Source organism: Pseudarthrobacter woesei, from assembly GCF_055412745.1.
Genome location: NZ_JBVAYU010000005.1, coordinates 25,275 through 42,461, shown reverse-complemented (window position 1 = coordinate 42,461; position 17,187 = coordinate 25,275). Strand labels below are relative to the sequence as shown.

At 69.7% G+C, this 17,187-nt stretch carries 8 protein-coding genes; all 8 read right to left on the bottom strand.

Annotation, left to right across the window (positions count from 1 at the left end; genetic code table 11):
• Positions 1-16: 16 nt before the first annotated feature.
• Positions 17-1,654 (bottom strand): serine/threonine-protein kinase, encoded by a 1,638-nt coding sequence (locus tag ACZYZE_RS09000; protein ID WP_463907391.1) that lies wholly within the window; start codon positions 1,652-1,654, stop codon positions 17-19.
• Complete coding sequence (locus ACZYZE_RS08995; RefSeq protein ID WP_463907390.1) at positions 1,651-3,402, bottom strand: hypothetical protein; 1,752 nt, start codon at positions 3,400-3,402, stop codon at positions 1,651-1,653. The genes ACZYZE_RS09000 and ACZYZE_RS08995 overlap by 4 nt, the downstream gene beginning before the upstream one ends.
• Positions 3,389-4,429, bottom strand: coding sequence for a PP2C family protein-serine/threonine phosphatase (locus ACZYZE_RS08990; protein WP_459319719.1), 1,041 nt, complete (start codon positions 4,427-4,429; stop codon positions 3,389-3,391). Before ACZYZE_RS08990 ends, ACZYZE_RS08995 begins: the two co-directional genes overlap by 14 nt.
• Complete coding sequence (locus ACZYZE_RS08985) at positions 4,426-5,997, bottom strand: RDD family protein (RefSeq protein WP_463907389.1); 1,572 nt, start codon at positions 5,995-5,997, stop codon at positions 4,426-4,428. The genes ACZYZE_RS08990 and ACZYZE_RS08985 overlap by 4 nt, the downstream gene beginning before the upstream one ends.
• The gene (locus ACZYZE_RS08980; protein WP_463907388.1) at positions 5,994-8,558 is read right to left on the bottom strand and encodes a transglutaminase-like domain-containing protein; all 2,565 of its coding nucleotides are present in this window, start codon (positions 8,556-8,558) and stop codon (positions 5,994-5,996) included. The genes ACZYZE_RS08985 and ACZYZE_RS08980 overlap by 4 nt, the downstream gene beginning before the upstream one ends.
• Complete coding sequence (locus tag ACZYZE_RS08975) at positions 8,555-9,886, bottom strand: DUF58 domain-containing protein (RefSeq protein ID WP_463907387.1); 1,332 nt, start codon at positions 9,884-9,886, stop codon at positions 8,555-8,557. Before ACZYZE_RS08975 ends, ACZYZE_RS08980 begins: the two co-directional genes overlap by 4 nt.
• A 74-nt stretch (positions 9,887-9,960) precedes the next feature.
• On the bottom strand, positions 9,961-10,932 hold the full coding sequence (locus ACZYZE_RS08970; RefSeq protein ID WP_463907386.1) for an AAA family ATPase: 972 nt from the start codon (positions 10,930-10,932) through the stop codon (positions 9,961-9,963).
• Positions 10,933-11,023: 91 nt separating this feature from the next.
• Positions 11,024-17,092 (bottom strand): Ig-like domain-containing protein, encoded by a 6,069-nt coding sequence (locus ACZYZE_RS08965; RefSeq protein WP_463907385.1) that lies wholly within the window; start codon positions 17,090-17,092, stop codon positions 11,024-11,026.
• Between the last annotated feature and the right edge of the window lie 95 nt (positions 17,093-17,187).

Here is a 17,187-nt window from a genome sequence, read left to right as displayed (position 1 = left end):
CTCCCTGAATCGATACTCATTTGCTGACGCAGCCGATGGAGTCTTCACCCAGCGGGGAGGATGCCCCGTCGCTGCGGACGATCATGACCTGGATGCAGCTGGGCTCCGCCGGGTTGGCCGCCATTTCGGCTTTCGGCTCGGCGGTGGCCTGGTACGTGCCGTCGCCCTTGAGCGTGTGGACCCGCCACTTGTAACTGTCGCCGGGTTTCGGTTGCGGGTTGGTCCAGCTGAACAGGATCTTTCCCGAGGGCCCGGCCACGCCCACGAGGTTCGCGGCGTCGGGAACGGTGCCGCTGTCCAGGGCATCCGCCGGCGGCTTGCTGACCTGGTCAGCGGCCTTGGGTGCCGGCTCGGGCCGCGTGGTGCCCGCGACGATACCCAGCACGACGGCGACCACCAGCACGGTGCCGCCGACGATGGACAGCATCAGGTTCCGGCGGCCGCGGCCGGCCAGGCGCTCCGCCGCCCCCTTGTCCCCGTCGCGTGCGGGAGCCGCCGCGCTCGAGCGGTTGACCGTCGCGGCGAGGTCGTCGCCGGGGGCGGCCGTGCCGGCGGCTGTCCTGGGAGGTCCGGGCACGTCGAAGGCGGGCAGCGCCGGGGGGCGCTTGATGGTTGCGTGGTTGTTGGTGGTGTTGCTGTCAACGGTGGAGCCGGCGGAGTCGCCCAGGACCCGGGCAGGGAAGGTGGGGGCGTGGCCGGTGGCATCCGGGTCGATCGAGGCGACGCTGCGGACGCGGGTTTCCTCGAAGCCGTCATCGCCGCGGCTCTCTTCCGGCCGCGGCTCTTCCAGGACCTCGAAGGGCGTGACGGCGAGGTTCAGTTCGGCCTGGATCCGCTGAAGGGCCAGGGCGAAGGCGTGGGCCGAGGAGTACCGGGAGGGCGCGGACTTGGCCATCGCCGTCGCCAGGGCCAGTTCCAGGGACTCCGGCACGTCGGCGCGACCCAGTTTGGGCACCGGGGTGTTGGTGATCCGCGAGATCAGCTCGCGCTGGGAGTTGTCCGCGCCGGGCAGCACAAACGGCGAACGCCCGGCGAGCAGCGTGTAGAGGGTGGCGCCGAGCGCCCAGACGTCCACCAGGACGCCGTCGACGTGCTGGTCGGTGAACTGTTCGGGCGGGGACCAGGGGATGGACATACCCGCGTCCTCGTCCGCGTCCCCGGCCAGGGTGCCGGAGATGCCGAAGTCGGTCAGGGCGGGCCGGTTGTAGTCGGTGACCAGGATGTTGGCAGGCTTGATGTCGCGGTGTGCGATGCCGGCCCGGTGGGCGGTTTCGACGGCGGACGCCACCTGGATGCCGACCGTCAGGACCTCATCCACACTGAAGCGCTGCCGGCGGTAGCGGACATCCAGGCTGGGCCGGGAGCAGTACTCCATGGCCAGGTAGGAGTGCCCGGCGTCGGTGATCTGGGCCTCGAAGATCGTCACGATGTACGGGTGCGAGGACAGCTGGGCCATCAGGTTCGCTTCGGATTCGAAGCGGCGGCGCGCGCCCTCGGTAGTAAGGTCCGAGAGCAGCACCTTGACGGCCACCTTGCGGCGCGGCCGGTCCTGCTCATAGAGGTAGACGTCGGAGAAACCGCCGGAGCCGAGCAGGCTGATGTAGCTGAACCCCGGGATGACTGGCGGCGGGGCTACGGGCCGTTTTGAACTCACGGAATCTCCTCAAAGCGCAGCGAAATGCCGTCGCCCACTTCTGCGATGTCCCCGTCGAGCAGGATCGCCATTTCGCCCTGGGCCAGCCGGCGCGGGGACTGGCCTTCGCGGACCAGGACGGTTCCGTTGGTGGCCTTGAGGTCGCACAGCATCACGTGCCAGCCTTCGAGCCGGACCTCCACATGCGAGCGGGAGATGTCCCCGCTGGGGCTGGCCACCTGGACCAGCCTGGGCATCACGGCGCCCTGCACGCGGGACACCGAGGGCTGGCGTCCGACGATGAGCGACTGGTCGAGGTCGATCAGTTCGCCGGTGGACAACCGCATCCGGCCCAGCCGGGGCCGCCGGACCTGGACCCCTTCGCCGGGCAGCGGCAGGCCGCAGCGGCCGCACTGCGCGTAGGTGGACGGGTTGGCGTGGCCCTGCGGGCAGACCCGGGCCAGCACCATGGGGCCGGTGGTGGATTCCGTGCCGCGCGGGACCCCGGGCGCGGTTCCGGCCGGCCGGGGACGGGCTGCGCCGAGGTCGCCCTTCATGATCGTCTGGCCGTCGTGGTCCGCGTCCGGCACCGGCTCCACACCGACCGGCCGCGCGGCGGCTGGCTGGTCGGAGGCTGGCTGTTCGGCGGCTGGCTGTTCGGCTGGGAGCTGTGGCACCGGCAACTGCCGGACCGACGGCGGCAGCGGTGCGGCTGGCGCCGCTGTAGCGGCCGGGGCCGGCGCCGCTGTCCGGGACGTGGACGACGACGACGAGCCGTTGCCGCCGGTGTGCCACGGCACGGAGTCGATCAGCCCGGCGGGGACCACCGGACGCGGCGCTGCCGGCGCTTCCGGCGCTTCCTGGGCAGCGGCGGCTTCCGCGGGCCCCTCCCCCGGGACCGGCTCGGGGGCCGCGGGTTCCGGAGCGGCTGGCTCGGGGGCGGAACCTCCGACGGCGGGTTCCGCGTCGGCATCGGGGTCCTCGCGCACGGCGGCCTCTTCGATGGTGCGCATCACCGTCTGTTCCCAAAGATGGTCGTAGCTGTCGGCCGGTTCCGGTGCGGACGCCAGCTCCGATTCCTGCATGGTCCCGGAGAGGTCGGGGTCGATTTCCTCGTCCTCCTCCGGAAGCTCCAGCACGGTGTCGGCGGAGGCTCCGTGCTCGCCCGGTGCGGCGATGTTGGCCCCGGGGGCGGCCGGCACGGCGAGGGTCCGGACCACCTCGACTGCGGCTTCGGCTTCGGCTTCCCGCGTCGATGCGGCAGGAGATGCCTGCGCCGGCGCGGCAGATCCGGAGAGGTCAATCCGCAGCCCCTGCAGCTGCACCACCCCGTCGCCCAGCGGCAGGTCCAGGCGTGATCCGCCTGGAACGGCGGCATCCGCACCGGCACCGGGAATGCCCAGGGTATAGCCGGCGGCCGTGACAAAGCGCCGTTCCGTCCAGGTGGTCACGTCGCGTCCGCTCAGTTCCATCGGCCCGGCCGGCAACTGAACGCTGAGGTCGATCCCGCCGCGCAGGAACACATGGACCGCGTGTCTGGCGTCCACGATCCCAAACCACGGCATCCGTGACAAGGAAACGCCCGAGGCCGAGGTCACGGCGTCCAGCACCTCATGGACCTCGGGTCCGGCGGCCAGAAGTTCCCACAGCGACTCGACGAGCGCGGGAGCAGTATCCGGAGGCAGCAGCACCACGGTTCCGGAGCGCACCACCCCGAGCCAGGCCCCGGGCGTGTACCGGGCGGAAGCCGGAGCGTTATTGCTGGCCATCATCCGGGCCCTTGCCACGTCGGAGGTCGGCGGCGCGCTCGATGTCCGCGGCAGGTTCACTGTCCGGGACCTGCCCGGTCCCGGATACCGCGCCGGTCCCCGCTACCGCTTCCCCGTCGGGGGCAAGTTCCAGCACATCGGTGCGCGGCAGGGTGTCCTCGTCCTCGGCCGCCGCGGCGGTGCGCGGCGCCGTCCGGGAGGCGCCGTCGTCGTTCGTGACATTGGACGCGTCCAGCACGATGCAGGTGACGTTGTCCCGGCCGCCGCTGCGAAGGGCCGCCTGGATGAGTTCGTCCACGGCCGCCTGCGGGTCCGCGTGGGAGCGCAGGATGTTGGAAATGTGCTGGTCGTCGAGTTCCCCGTTGAGTCCGTCGGAGCAGACCAGGAGCCTGTCGCCTTCCTCGACGGGCAGGAGCCAGTAGTCGGCCTCGGTCTCACCGCCGGTGCCGAGGGCCCGGGTGACCACGTGGCGGCGCGGGTGCACCGCGGCCTGGGCCAGGGTGATCTGCCCGGCGTCCACGAGCTCCTGCACCTCGGAGTGGTCCACGCTGACCTGGCTGAGCCTGCCGTGGCTGAGCCGGTACGTGCGGGAGTCGCCGATATTCATGACCAGCCAGTACGGGACCCCCAGCTGTTCCACCACGACGACGCCGGAGAGCGTCGTCCCGGCGCGGGAACCGGTGGCCTCGCGGATGCTCTCGTCAGCCATCAGGAGGTATTCCTGCACGACGCCGGCGGTGGCGTCCCGCTCCCCGCTCGCCAGCTGGGGGATCCGGGCAAGGGTCCGCACGCAGATGCCGCTCGCAATTTCGCCGGCCTCATGCCCGCCCATACCGTCGGCGACGGCGAACACGGGATCGGAGGCAATGAAGGAATCCTCGTTCATCTCGCGGCGCAGGCCGCGGTCGGTGCCGTAGCCGCAGTTGAGCCGGAGGCCCGGGGGTGCGCCGGCGGCGGGGCCTCCGGCGGCGGCGGTGGGCGCTGCTGACTCAGCAGAAGGGGGAACGGCGGCCGGCTGGGAATTCATGCCTGTCCTAAGTAGAAGGAGCGGTCACCGAAGTGGACGGTGGATCCTGCACGGACGTGGGTGGGCTCCCCCGCCGCGAGGGCGGTACGGATCCCGTCCGGGGTGCTCACGGCGCTGCCGTTGGTGGAGTTGCGGTCGGTGACCCAGACGCCTCCGTTGCCGGCGAGGAGATGCAGGTGCGTCTTGGAGATGGACCGGCCGGGATCGGCAACCGGAATCAGCTGCACGGACTCTTCGCCCGGGTGCCCGGCGGGATTCCGGCCAACCAGCACGGTGCGGTCCAGTTCGATGTCCCGGCCGTCGTCGAGCCGGATCCGGAGCATGGCCACCGTGACCGGGGCGTGGGTGTCGCCGCGGACCTGGGTGCGGTCGTGGTCATCGTCGGGGTGGGCCGCCGGTGGCAGGGGAGCCGGCTGGAAGGCAGCCGGCTGCGCGGGAGCCGGCCGCGTGGGAGGTGCGAAGGATGCCGGCGCAGGCTGCCCCGGAATCGGCTGCACGGCAACAGGCTGCTGCCTGACGGCCGGCGGCGGGGGCTGCGGCACTGCCTGCTGCGGTGCTGCGGGCGGCTGCCACTGGTTCGGGTTGTGCACGGCAGCGACCGGCACGGCAGCGACGGGCGCAGCGCTGTTCACCGGCGCGGCGCCCGCGAGCGGCGAGGCGACCTGCTGGACTGCCGGGAGGTCGAGGGGGGCGAAGCTGTACGGGCCCTGGATGCCGCCGGTGGTGATCGGATTGCGGCCGGCCAACACATCGAAGACGAGGGACTTGGCGGCGGCGTCGTGCCAGCCGCGGAGTTTGCCGTTGCGGTCCCACTTGCTGGACAGCACCACCAGGACGGCCCACGCCGAACCGAGGAACACAAGCGGCCCCAGCACCAGAAGGGTGGCGCCGAACCACTGGAAAATGACCAGGACGGCGGCCGCGAGGACGGCAAGCAGGATGCCGGCGCCGGTGATGAGGCCGCGCAGGAAGACGGCTCCCCCGCCCGGGGCGTCGCCGTCGGCGTCTGTGCTGCGGATCCCCATCAGGCGGTTGCCGAGGGTCATGCCGGAACGGGCTTCGAGCACCGCCAGGACGCTCATGTAGACGAGGGTCAGCCCCACGCCGATGCCGCCCAGCAGCACCAAGGTGGAGGTGTCGTACACGATGAAGCCCCCGGTTTGGCTCCGGGTGATGCCGGCGAATCCGATCGCGAACAGCACCGTGAGCACAACGAGCGGCGGAAGCCAGTCGAGCACCGCGGCGCCGAACCGCTTTCCGGTGTCGGCCGGAACCAGCTCAAGTCTGCCCGGCATGTGCGGACCTCCCCCTTGTCCATGGCCCGTGGCCGGGCCCTGCGCTACGGGGATACTACCGGGGATCGGGCCGGAGCGCCCGACGGCGGTGTTCCCACCGTCCGCGACCCAGGCATCCGATGCGTTCGCCCCCTGCGGCTGGGGAAGCTCCTGCGCGTTCCGTGAACTCCGTGCGGAGCGGTTGCTCAGCGGCGCGCCGCAGGAGGTGCAGAAGGCAGCTCCCGGGCGGATCGGCTGCTGACAGCGCGGGCAGCGCTCGGCGTGGTCGGTCATGGCTCGTTGCGGTTCTTCCTGGCGGTCTGGCTGGCGGCGGCTGCGGCGTCGGCGGCAGCATTGATGTGTGCCTCCGCCACCGGACCGGTCTCCACTGTACCGGCGGGCTCTGTGCCGGCTGGCACACCCGCGGGCGTTGCGGGCCGTTTCCGGCCCGGCAGCACGGGCCGGAGTCCCCGCAGTGTGAGGGAAGCCCTGCCGTCAGCCAGCAGGGAGCGCGGCGAGAACCGGGCACGCTGCCGGCCCCAGAATCCCAGCGTCCCCGTCATCTCCTTGAGCGAGCCGTCCACGATCTCCCAGTACTGCGTCACCTCGTCCTCGCTCGGCTGGCCGGCGCCGAAGATCGCGGCGTCGGCACGGTGGGCCAGCAGGGTGGTGGTGCCCTGCGTCGCCGGGAAGGCGTCGGCGAGGACAACGGCGGACTCGCGCCGGGTGGCGCGCTGGTCCATCCCGGCGCCAAGGTCGGTCGCCAGGCTGACAACCTCGTTCCAGCCGCCGCCCACACGCTGCGCCGGGTGGCCGGCGCTGAAGCGGGCCTTCCGGCGCCGGGACTTGAGCAGCGCGATCAGCAGCAGCGGCAGCGCCAGGATTCCGATCGGGATCAGCGCGAAGCCGATCGCCGCGAGGAGAGGACCCCAGAACAGCCAGGGGTTGTTCTTCTTCTCGTCGGCGTCCAGCGCATCCGGGGAGGAGTCCGGCGGAAGATCCGCGGGCTCCTGCGGCGGGGGCGGCGGCTGCAGCACCTGCGGCTTGGGCTTGGACTTGTTCTCCGGATCCGGCGGGATAGGCACATTGTCCTTGGGCGGGGTGGGGTCGAAGGACACCCAGCCCACCCGGTCGAAGGCGACTTCCACCCAGGCGTGGACGTCCTTGCCGGTGATCTTTACCTCGCCGGCACCGTTTTCCGGGCTCTTTGGATCCGGGTAGAAGCCCATCACCACACGCGACGGGATGCCCAGGTGCCGCAGCATAAGCGACATCGCGACGGCGTACTGTTCGTCGTCGCCGAGCATCTGCTTGGCTGTGAGCAGGCTGCGGATGCGGTTGGCGCCGTGGCCGGAGACGCTGGGCAGCTGGCCGTCGGCGATCAGCCCGTTGCTGAAGGCGCCCTTTTTCTGGAAGTGCGCCTCAACCTGGCGCACCCGGTCGATCGCGGTGGGCGCGTCGGCGGCGAGGTCGTTGGCCTGGGACCCGACGACGGGCGGGACCTCGGCCGGGTCCGGGAGGGACAACCTGGCGAAGTCGTACTGGGTGAGCTGCCCGTGCTCCAACCCGGCGGGGTCGGCCACCTGGACCCGGTAGGAATCGCCCTTGGCGAGTCCCTTCGTGGTCACGGCCGTGTCCGTTCCGGCGTTGAAGTACAGCCCCGAGGCGGCGCCCGATCCGTCGCGGGCGAAGCTGATTCCGGTGGTCTTGCTGCCGCCGGGCAGGAAGTAGCCCTGGTAGTCCTCGATCGTGATGTCCAGGGCGTAATTGGTGCTCGGCACCATCCCGGTAGAGTCCGCGAGCGTGTTGATGGACTTCGCGTCTCCCACCTTGCTGAAGCTGCCGGAGCCGTTCGGGTCCATGTTGTAGTTGGTCCCGTTGAAGGAATCGAGGGCGGCGAGGCGCACCCGGGCGTCCTTGGGCAGGCCCTTCACCACGAAGAGGCTGTCGTCCTTCTGGTCCTTGACGAAAGTGCGGAAACTCGCCAGCGGGGTGACGTAGTCCTTGGGATCGAACGGCGGGACGATCGTGTTGCGCAGCACCCGGCGGTCGTCCCCGGCGGCGACCAGCGGGGAGGCGACGGCGGCGATCCCGACGGCGGCCGCGATGACAGCGGCCGCAGTGCCCAGCCGGCGGAGTTTCGCGGCACGGGCCGTGGCCTGGTCCGTCTCGCGCCGGTTGACGGACACCTTGCGGGTGTCGCTGCGGCGGAGCACATCACGGCGGAACGTGGCCCAGGCGATCGCGGCGACGGTGAGCGAGATGCCGCGTTCCACGGTCAGGAAGCCGGCGTTGGTGCTGAAGGCGATGCCGGTGACGAACAGGACCAGCACCGGCAGCAGCGGCCAGTACGGGCTCTTGAGCCGCCAGATCAACAGTCCGGCGGCGAGGGCGGTGATGAGCGAGCTGAGGAACGGCACAATCAGGGTGCCGCCGGCCGTCCCCACGGGCACGCCCACCGTGAGCATGTCCTTCCAGGCGAACACCACGCCCAGCAGCAGGGTTCGCAGCGAGTCGAGGGATGGGACAACGCCCGCGATCGAGGCGTCCGGGACGGCCAGGGCCGTGCCGAGGACGAGGTAGCCGCCGAGGGCAAGGGCGGTGGTGATGAGCAGGCCCAGGCGGAGGTGCACATTGGCCGCGGCGACGGCGAGGCCCAGCAGGATGCCGCCGAAGCCGGCGATCAGGTAGTAGGGGTCCCCGCCGAAGCTGAGGCTGAAGCCGAGCACACCGAGGCCGAGCAGCACGGTGAGGGCGCCGGCGTCGAGCGCCACATGCCAGAGCGGCTGGCCGTCCGCGAAACCGGACGGCTTCGTGTTGTTCCGGCGGGTGGAGGTCCGTGGTGCGGTGCTCATGCTGCCGCCTTCCTCAGCACAATGGCCAGGTCCGACAGGTCGCCGAGGGTCAGCACGGTCAGGTCGCCGATGTTGGCCCGGGCCGGCGCGGCGCCGAGTTGGAGCCGGATGGCCAGGCTGCGGACGCCGACCGGCACCCAGGCCGAGGCGGAGCGCAGCTGGCCGGGGGTGATGTTACTGCCCACCACGAGGAACACCACGGAGGCATTGGGGACGGTGTCCGCCAGCGTCCGGGCGAGGTCGACGGCGGTCTTGCGCAGCGGTGCCCCGACGATCCGGGTCATGTCATCGAGTAAGTTGCGGCCGGTTTCGCAGCGCAGAGGGCCCTTCTGGGTCAGCACGTCGAGGTCCCGCTGTTCCCGGATGGCCTGCCGACCAATGGAGGCGGCGGCGGAGATGGCCAGCTCGAACTCGTGTTCCGAGGCGTATTCGTCCGTATTGATGGACAGTGAGATGGCGAGGTGGGCGCGCCGGGTTTCCTCGAACTGGCGGACCATGAGCTTGTTGGTCCGGGCCGTGGTCTTCCAGTGGATGTGCCGCCGGTCATCCCCCGGCACGTAGTCGCGCAGGGCGTGGAAGGACACGTCCGCGCTGGAGAGCTCGGTGGTGGGCATGCCCTCAAGGTCGCGGATGAACCCGGCGGCCGAGCCGGCCAGCGCCACGGTCCTGGGGTGCACAAAGAGGTCCTCCGGTTCGGTCCACAGGACCTGTCGGCGGAGCAGGTGCAGCGGGTCGGCGCGGACGGAGCGGACGGGGCCCACCACGATCACGGCGCGGCGTGCGGTGGGGATGGTGAACAGGTCCTCTTGGACCTGTTGCGGCTTCATCCTGGGGAGGTGGAACACTGCGGTGTTGCCGCCGACGGGAAGTTCCAGGTCCGCGGGCAGCAACCGACGCGCGGAGGTGTTGGAGACGGCGATGCTCCCGACGGCGCTGTCCCCCACTGCCACGCGGGTGCGGGCCAGGTCCAGGACCACCCCGTAGGAGGAGCGGCCCAGGATGAAGCCGACGGCGAGGACGAACAGCACGAAGGCTGCGATCGCGGCGGCCTTGGCTTCCTGCCAGCCGAAGGCCTGGCCAACCGTCCACAGCAGGATCGACGCGGCCAGCACGGACCAGCCCAGGACACTGACCACCGCCAGCACCGGCCACGCGTACCGCAGCCAGAGACCACGGACTGTTCGCCAGGCCGGCGTCAGGGCGAGGCCGGCGGTGCTGCCGGCCTCGCTCCAGAGGGAGGCCGGATGCAGCCGGGTGGGCCTGCCGTCCCGGTGGAAGGGACGTTTCAGGCGGTCAGCCACCCGGGTCAACGGAGTGCTGGTGGACATATGGGTGCCTTTGTTCGTGCTGGGATGCGGGGGTGCCGCGTTGCCGGTGGACCTGTTGGCCGGTTGGGATCCGGCTAGACGGAAGCGCGCTGCTGCGGGGCCGCGACCTCTGCCATAACGCGCGTCAGTACGGCGTCGGCGGTGGCTCCGGAGAATTCGGCTTCCGGGTCCATTACCAGCCGGTGCGTCCAGACGACGGCGGCGATGTCCTTGACGTCGTCAGGCAGGACGAAGTTGCGGCCCTGGCTAGCCGCCCACACCTTCGCGGCACGGACCATGGCGAGGGCGCCGCGGACGGAGACACCGAGGCGGGTTTCCGGGGCGCTGCGGGTCTCTTCGCAAAGCCTGGAGATGTATTCCAGCACGGCGGTATCCACGTGCACGGTGGCGGCGAGGTCCGCCATGTCCGCGATCGCCTGGGTGGTGATGACCGCGGTGATGTCCTTGGACCGGTCCTTGAGGTTGGCGCCGCCAAGCAGCTGCACCGTGGAGGCATGGTCCGGGTAGCCGATGGAGGTCTTGATCAGGAAGCGGTCCAGCTGGGCCTCGGGCAGCCGGTAGGTGCCCGCCTGTTCGATCGGGTTCTGGGTGGCCATCACCATAAACGGCCGGCCCGCCTCGTACGTGGTCCCGTCCACCGTGACCCGGGACTCCTCCATCACTTCGAGCAGCGCCGACTGGGTCTTGGGCGAGGCGCGGTTGATTTCGTCGGCCAGGACGATGTTGTTGAAGATGGGGCCCTTGTGGAACTCGAACTTCTGCGTCTTCTGGTCGTAGATGGTCACGCCGGTGACGTCCGAGGGCAGCAGGTCCGGGGTGAACTGGATGCGGTTGTTGGAGCCCTGCACGGTGGCGGCGAGGGCGCGCGCCAGTGAGGTCTTGCCGGTGCCCGGCGCGTCCTCGAAGAGGACATGCCCCTCGGCCAGCATCGCCATCAAGGTCAGCCGGATGACGTGGGCTTTGCCGAGCACGGCCTGGCCCACGTTCTCGACGAGTTTCTCGAAGGTGCCGGAAAACCATTCGGCCTGTTCGGTGGTCATGGTCATGGGGTGGTCCTGTCCTGTTCTGGGTGGAAGATTGTGGTGCGCGGCCGTTGGGGAGGCCCGCAGCGTCCGGCGGCCAGTTTACCGGCCGGCATCAGCAGGGACCGGGCCGCGGACCGTAGAGATCCACTGTGGTTGATTTCACGAACCAGTCCGGGTGGCTGCCCTGGGTGACACGGAACCAGGGGGTGCCGTTGTTGTAGATGTCCTTGGTGCAGTTGATGTTGAGCCTGCCCTCGGCCCGTTCCACCCAGCCGGCGCCGCAATCCTTGGGCGGGCCGTCGCTGTAGGAGTCCGTGACTCCCGGCCGGCCGGGGCAGGTCCGGACGGTGGAGGCTTCCACCTGGATCTGGGACAGCGGCGGGGTCGGGTCTGCCCCGGATCGTGCCGTGGCGGTATCGGCACCGCTGCAATCCTTGATCCCGTCCGTACCGTTGCAGGCCCGGACCTTCAGGCTGTGATCTTGGCTCCAGCCGCCGGCGTTGCGGTCATAGCGGCGGTTCAGGCCGACGCTCGTCCAACCGGTGCTGTCGTAGTTCACTTCGTACCGGTTAATTGGCCGCCCGTTGGCATTCGGCTCCGTCCAGGTCCAGTGCACCTGGCCGTCCCCGACGCCGGAGGTACCGCCGGTGACCCTGGGCGCTTCCGGCGGGCCATAGGGCACGGCCGAACCGATCGCCTTCGCGTCGCCGGCCACGTTGTTCTTCGTGGAGGTGGCAATGATGTTGACGGTGACGTTCTGGCCGTTCGGCTGGCCGGTGATGGTGCCGCCGCCGGCGTTGATCGGGCCCGAGCCATGGGCCGTGGACCAGCGGTAACTGATCTCCGTATCCTGGGAGCCGTTGCGCTGGGCCGGGGTCAGCGGCGTAAAGGTCACCGTCAACTGACCACTGCTTCCCGGCGCCGACACGGTTCCGCTGCTCACAGTGCCGGGTTTGCCGGCCGCCCGGATCCGCGCGGATTGGGGGCTCACCCCGGACGTGCCGGCCTTGTTGGTTGCCGAGACGGTGAACGTGTAGTCCGCCTCGGAGTTGTCCACCGTGACGTTCTGCGAGGTGCCTGCCACCTGCTGGCTGCCCATGGCGGCCCCGCCGCGGAGGGTGGTCAGGGTGTACGCGGAGATGGCGTCACCGTTGTTGTTCGGCGCCGCCCAGGAGACCTTGAGCTGGCTCTGTGCGCCCACGGAACCGGCCTGGCTGGCGCTGGGCGCCGCCGGGGTCACCGGCACCCCGGCCGGGGTTTCTGCGGCCGAGTAGCCGCTCCATTCGGAGGGTTCCTTCGCGTCGTTCCGGGCCAGGACACGGACCTTGTAGGCCACCCCGTTCCTGAGGCCCTTCCAGACGTAGCTCATCGCGGTGAGGTTCTGGACCTGGGCGTTCTGCCCGGCCGGTGCCGGCGAGATCTCCAGGTCATAGCTCTTCACCGGCGAGCCTTTGGACGCCGGGGCCACCCACGTGACGGTGAGCTGCTGGTCGCCGAACTTCACCGCCGCCGCGGCCGGGGTGTCCGGCTTGACGTCCGGGCGCACCTCGGCCGAGGCCGGAGAGCGCTCCGATTCGCCGAACTCGTTGCTGGCGGTGACCTGGAAGTGGTACTTGGCGTTGTTGCTCAGCCCGTTGAGGGTGCAGGAGTTGGCCGGGCAGTCCTGGCGGTAGCCGCCTTCCCCGTACACCGTGTACTTGGTGATCGCGGAGCCGCGGTCCGCCGGGGCGCTCCAGTTCAGCAGGGCGGTCCGGTCACCCACGCTCTGCGCCTGGGGTGTGGCCGGGGCCAGGGGTTTGTCCTTGACCGTCAGCCGGATCCGGGCCGTCGCGTAGCGGGAGGATTCCCCGGTCTTGTCGGAGACAGTGTAGGCAACAATCATGGTCCCCGAGAACCCTGAAGCGGGGGTCACCGTCACGGCGTCGCCGTTGACCGCTGCGCTCCCCTGGCCGGTCTCTGTGACGGCCGAGATGATCTTCAGCGCAGAATCCGGGAACGGGTTGGCGTCGTTGTCCAGCACCCGGACGGTGACGGGCTTTCCGGCGGCGGCGTTGGGTTCGACGTCGTCGTTGGCCACCGGCTTGGGCCGGTTGGAGGCGGTCACTGCCAGCTGGTACGTGGCGGTCGCCTCCAGCCCCCGCGGGTCCCTGGCCTTGACCTGCACGGCGCCGGTGGTTCCGGCGGCGGTGCCGTCCTTCGCCGAGGCTTTCAGCGTCTTCCCGTCGATGCGCGCGTCGAAGCCTGCGGGGACGTTGCCCACCACTTCGTACTTCATCCGGTCCAGATCGCCGTCGTCCGGGTCCGCGGTCAGCCTTGAAAGGTCAGTGCTGGCCGAGTCAGCTTTGGGTACGTCCATCTGGCTGCCCAGCAGCACGGGCGGGTTGTTGCGGTTGGGGTCAGGCAGCACCTTCGTGCGGATGCTCAAGGTCGCCTTGAGGCCGGCGGGATCGTCCGGGCCCGAGCCGTCGGTGACTTCGAAGCTGAGCGATCCCGGGCCCACATAGTCCTTGCCCGCGGTGTACTTCAGTGCGGTTCCGTTGTTGGCCACCGGGTCCGAGCCGTCGGCACCGATCAGCTTGATCCGGTCCGTCTGGGTCAGGCGCGGCGAGCGTCCGTCGCGGACCTTGACCCATTCGTTGAGGTCCACGGTGACGGACTGCCCGGCCACCACCTCAATGACGTCGTCCTTGGCCAGGGTCGGCACCTGCTGGCCCAGCCCCGGGACCCAGATGATGGCGGTGGACTTCTGCCCGTCCACGTCTTCCACAGTGTAAGGGATGAGCTGCGGCTGTTCGGTCAGCTCCACGATCATGGTGCCCTCGGTACCGGGCCGGGCGGTCTTGGCTTCCGTGGCGATCTTGAGGTTTTCGCCGACGCCGTCGGGGTCCTCGTCGTTTTTGAGGACGGGCACGTCGACGGCGGTCCTGCCGAGCGTCTGCGCGGAGGTCACCCGGTCATCCCGGGCGATGGGGGCCAGGAGCGGCACATCCTTCAGGACCTTGACGGCGATGGCGGCCCGGGCCGTGGCGCCGCGGTCATCGGCCACGGTGTAGCGGACGTTCACGGTGCCTTCCTGGTCCGGCGCCAGCAGGATGATGCGTCCGCTTTGTTTGCTGACGGTGGCCTGGCGTTCGGCGGCGGCCTCGATGCCGTCGCCGAGGATCCGGATGGGGTCGCCGTCGGGATCGGTGTCGTTGCCGGTCGCGTCGACGGCGATCTGCCGGCCCGGCCGGACCTTGACCTCGTCGTCCACCGGGGTGGGCAACTGGTTCGTGTCCCCGCGCGGGGCGATACCCACGGTGACGGTGCCGGTGTTGACGGCGCCCTGCCGGTCCACCACCTTGTACCGGAAGGTGTCCGTGCCGGCGCCGTCGCCGGCGGCGGTGAAGTCGATGAAGTTGCTGCCCACGGTGGCGGTGCCCATGCCAGGGGTACTGTCGATGCCGGTCAGCTGGACCGAGTCGCCGTCGGGGTCGATCCCGTCCAGTTCCACCGGGATGCGCACGGAACCGGCGGCCACCACCCGGGCGGTGAGGTTTTTCGGCTGCGGCCGGGAGTTCTCGGCACCTTCCAGTGGCAGGATGTGGATGGTGACGGCCGCGGCGCTCTTCTGGCCCTGCGGGTCCACGGCGTTGTAGATGGCGCGGACCGTCTTGGGTACCGGTCCGGCGATGAAGCGGAGCGTGTTTTCGGAGACGAAGCTCTTGCCGTCAGCCTCCGGAACGGGCTGCGGGAGCACCGGGTCCACGGTCAGTTTCTCGCCCTGCGGGTGGGTGTCGTTGGCCAGCACCGGGATGGTGACCACATCGTTGACCCGCACGTTCACCTCATCGGGCTTGGGCTGCGGGGCCTCCACGACGGCGGGGGCCGGGACGGGGACCACCGAGACACTGCCGGTGGCCGACTTGGCGCCGTTGGACATGGTGTAGCGGAAAGTGAAGGGGTCCTTGGTGCCCACCACATCGGTGATCCGCAGGACACTGTGGTCGATCACGCTGACCGAGGCGGTGGAGTTTTCCGGGAGCTGCACGGACTGCAGGACCAGCACTCCGCCGGAGGGATCGGAGTCGTTGGCCAGCGGGTTCAGCAGGACGCTGCCGCCAACAGGAAGGAGCGCCACATCGTGCACGGCGACGGGGTTGCCGGTGTCCTTGCCCGATTCGACGTCCACCCGGATCAGGCCCTGGCTGCTTTGCGGGCCGTTGCTGGCGATGTAGGTCAGGTAAACGGGGCCGGGGGTGTCGCTGCGGAACGTGAAGGTGCCGCCGTCGGTCACCGGGCCCAGCTGCGCCGTGCCGGCGGCTTCCACCTGGGCGAGGCGCAGCGCGCCGCCGTTGGGATCGACGTCGTTCTTCAGCGGAGCGATCACGAGGTCCTGGCCGACGACGGCGGTCACGTGGTCCGCGTTGACCACCGGTTGCAGGGCGCCGGGCGGCTGCACGTTCACCACAACCTTGCCTGTGGTGGTGGCGCGGCCGTCCCAGACGGACACGGTGACGGATTTATTGCCCGGGGCGGCACCGGAGTCCTGGTAGGTGAGGAGCCCGTCGCGGCGGATCTTGACCTGGTCCTGGTCGTTGTCCGCCTTGGCGTCCATCAGGACGAGGTCGTCGCCGTCCGGGTCGGTCCAGTCGGTGAGGATGTTCTGGCTGACGGTTTTGCCCTGCTCCACGAGCATGGTGGTGGGATCCCCGCGTTTAAACAGCGGCGGCTTGTTCTCGTCCGGGCCTACCACATTGAGCGTGATGCTGCCGGCGGCGGTGAGACCGCGGCCGTCGGCGGCGTTGTACGGGAAGGTTTCGGTGCCGGACTTCGCATCCGCCGGCACTGTGATCTGGAAGGCCGTGCCGCCGTAGATGGTTTCGAGGCTGCCCGCCTTCGGCCCGGCGTTGCCGACACTCGCCGTGAGGACGTCGCCGTCGGGGTCCGAGTCGTTGTCCAGCACGGACAGGATGGTGGTGCGTCCCGGCCGGACGCCGACGGCGTCGGGCTTGGTTTCCGGCGGCCGGTTGGGTTTGGTGCGGTCCGGCAGGATGTTGATGGTGTTGTTGTCCGCCGACTCCTGGTCCTGGTCATTGGACTGGTTCTTGGGCGGGATGACGTCGTCCCAGTTGTTGACCAGCTGCATGTTCTGGTTCACCAGCCACACGTTGCCGGAGTTCACATCGTTGAGGACCACCAGGTCCCGGTTCACCCGGAACGCGTACGACGGCGACGCGGACGCCTTCGGGACCGCCACCGTCTTATCATCCGCATCATTCACGCAGTCCCGGACATACTTGTTCGCCCCGGACCACGCCGCATGGATACAGCCGCCCAGCTGCACCGGCGCCGCCGGCACCCCCTGCCCGCCGAAGGTGACGGTCTTCGCCGTCGAACCGTCCAGCGGCTGCTTCAACAGCGCCTTCGGGGTGGCAACCGCCACCGCGTCCGCCGCCGGACCGGAGAGCTGCAGCTTCGCGTCCCGCGCCTCCGCCAGCACCAGCTCACGCCCGCCCGGCAGGAACAACTTCCCCCGGCCCGCGTCCAGGACCACCGGCCGGTCCCCCACGACAGCGAGCTGGAGATCCCCGGCGCCCTTGAGCCCGTCCCAGGAGCTGGCCTTGGTCTCTGTGGCCTTGCCATCGGCGTCCACCGAGGTCACCGTGACCTGCCCGGTTTTCGGATCCGCACTGTAAATCCGGTCATCGGACCCCACCGCCGAAACGGTCCCCTCCGAGCCCTTCAGGACCGGCTCGGAGTTCTCCTCGTCGAAGCCGTTCACCGTGGAGGGCGAGAGCGCCCACACCGTGCCTTTGGCCGCATCCGTCACCGAAATGACCTTCGAGCCAAAGCTCACCTCGGCCGAGCCGGGCAGCTTCTTGTCCCCGCCCAGCCGCATCTGGGCCGCGGACACCTGATTCAGGGTGGACCCGGAGCTGTCGTCGACAAACACCGTCCCGGCATCCTGCAACACATCAAAGGTCGCCGACGCCGGGGTGACAGCACCGTCCAGGACCCGGGAGGGATAATTGAGCCGGCCCACCGCATTCTTGGACTTGGACACCACCCACACACCGCCGTCGTTCAACTCCACCTCCGTGGTCTTGAACCCCGGATAAATGATGGCGCCAGTGATCAGCACCGCCGCCGCTACGGCGATGGCCGTACCGGTGATGAACTTTTTGCGCCGTTTCGTCAATCCCGGCTTCCCCAACGTGCCAAACAGACGTCCCACAGCTTCAGATTTCCTTCAAGATTGCATCGTGTTTCCCCCGACAGGCCCGAGACACGGCC

Bases quoted from the DNA above. Each gene is read 5' to 3' on its own strand.
- ACZYZE_RS08990 (WP_459319719.1), bottom strand. From the start codon at position 4,429: ATGAATTCCCAGCCGGCCGCCGTTCCCCCTTCTGCTGAGTCAGCAGCG.
- ACZYZE_RS08970 (WP_463907386.1), bottom strand. From the start codon at position 10,932: ATGACCATGACCACCGAACAGGCCGAATGGTTTTCCGGCACCTTCGAG.
- ACZYZE_RS08985 (WP_463907389.1), bottom strand. From the start codon at position 5,997: ATGACCGACCACGCCGAGCGCTGCCCGCGCTGTCAGCAGCCGATCCGC.
- ACZYZE_RS08980 (WP_463907388.1), bottom strand. From the start codon at position 8,558: ATGAGCACCGCACCACGGACCTCCACCCGCCGGAACAACACGAAGCCG.
- ACZYZE_RS08995 (WP_463907390.1), bottom strand. From the start codon at position 3,402: ATGGCCAGCAATAACGCTCCGGCTTCCGCCCGGTACACGCCCGGGGCC.
- ACZYZE_RS08975 (WP_463907387.1), bottom strand. From the start codon at position 9,886: ATGTCCACCAGCACTCCGTTGACCCGGGTGGCTGACCGCCTGAAACGT.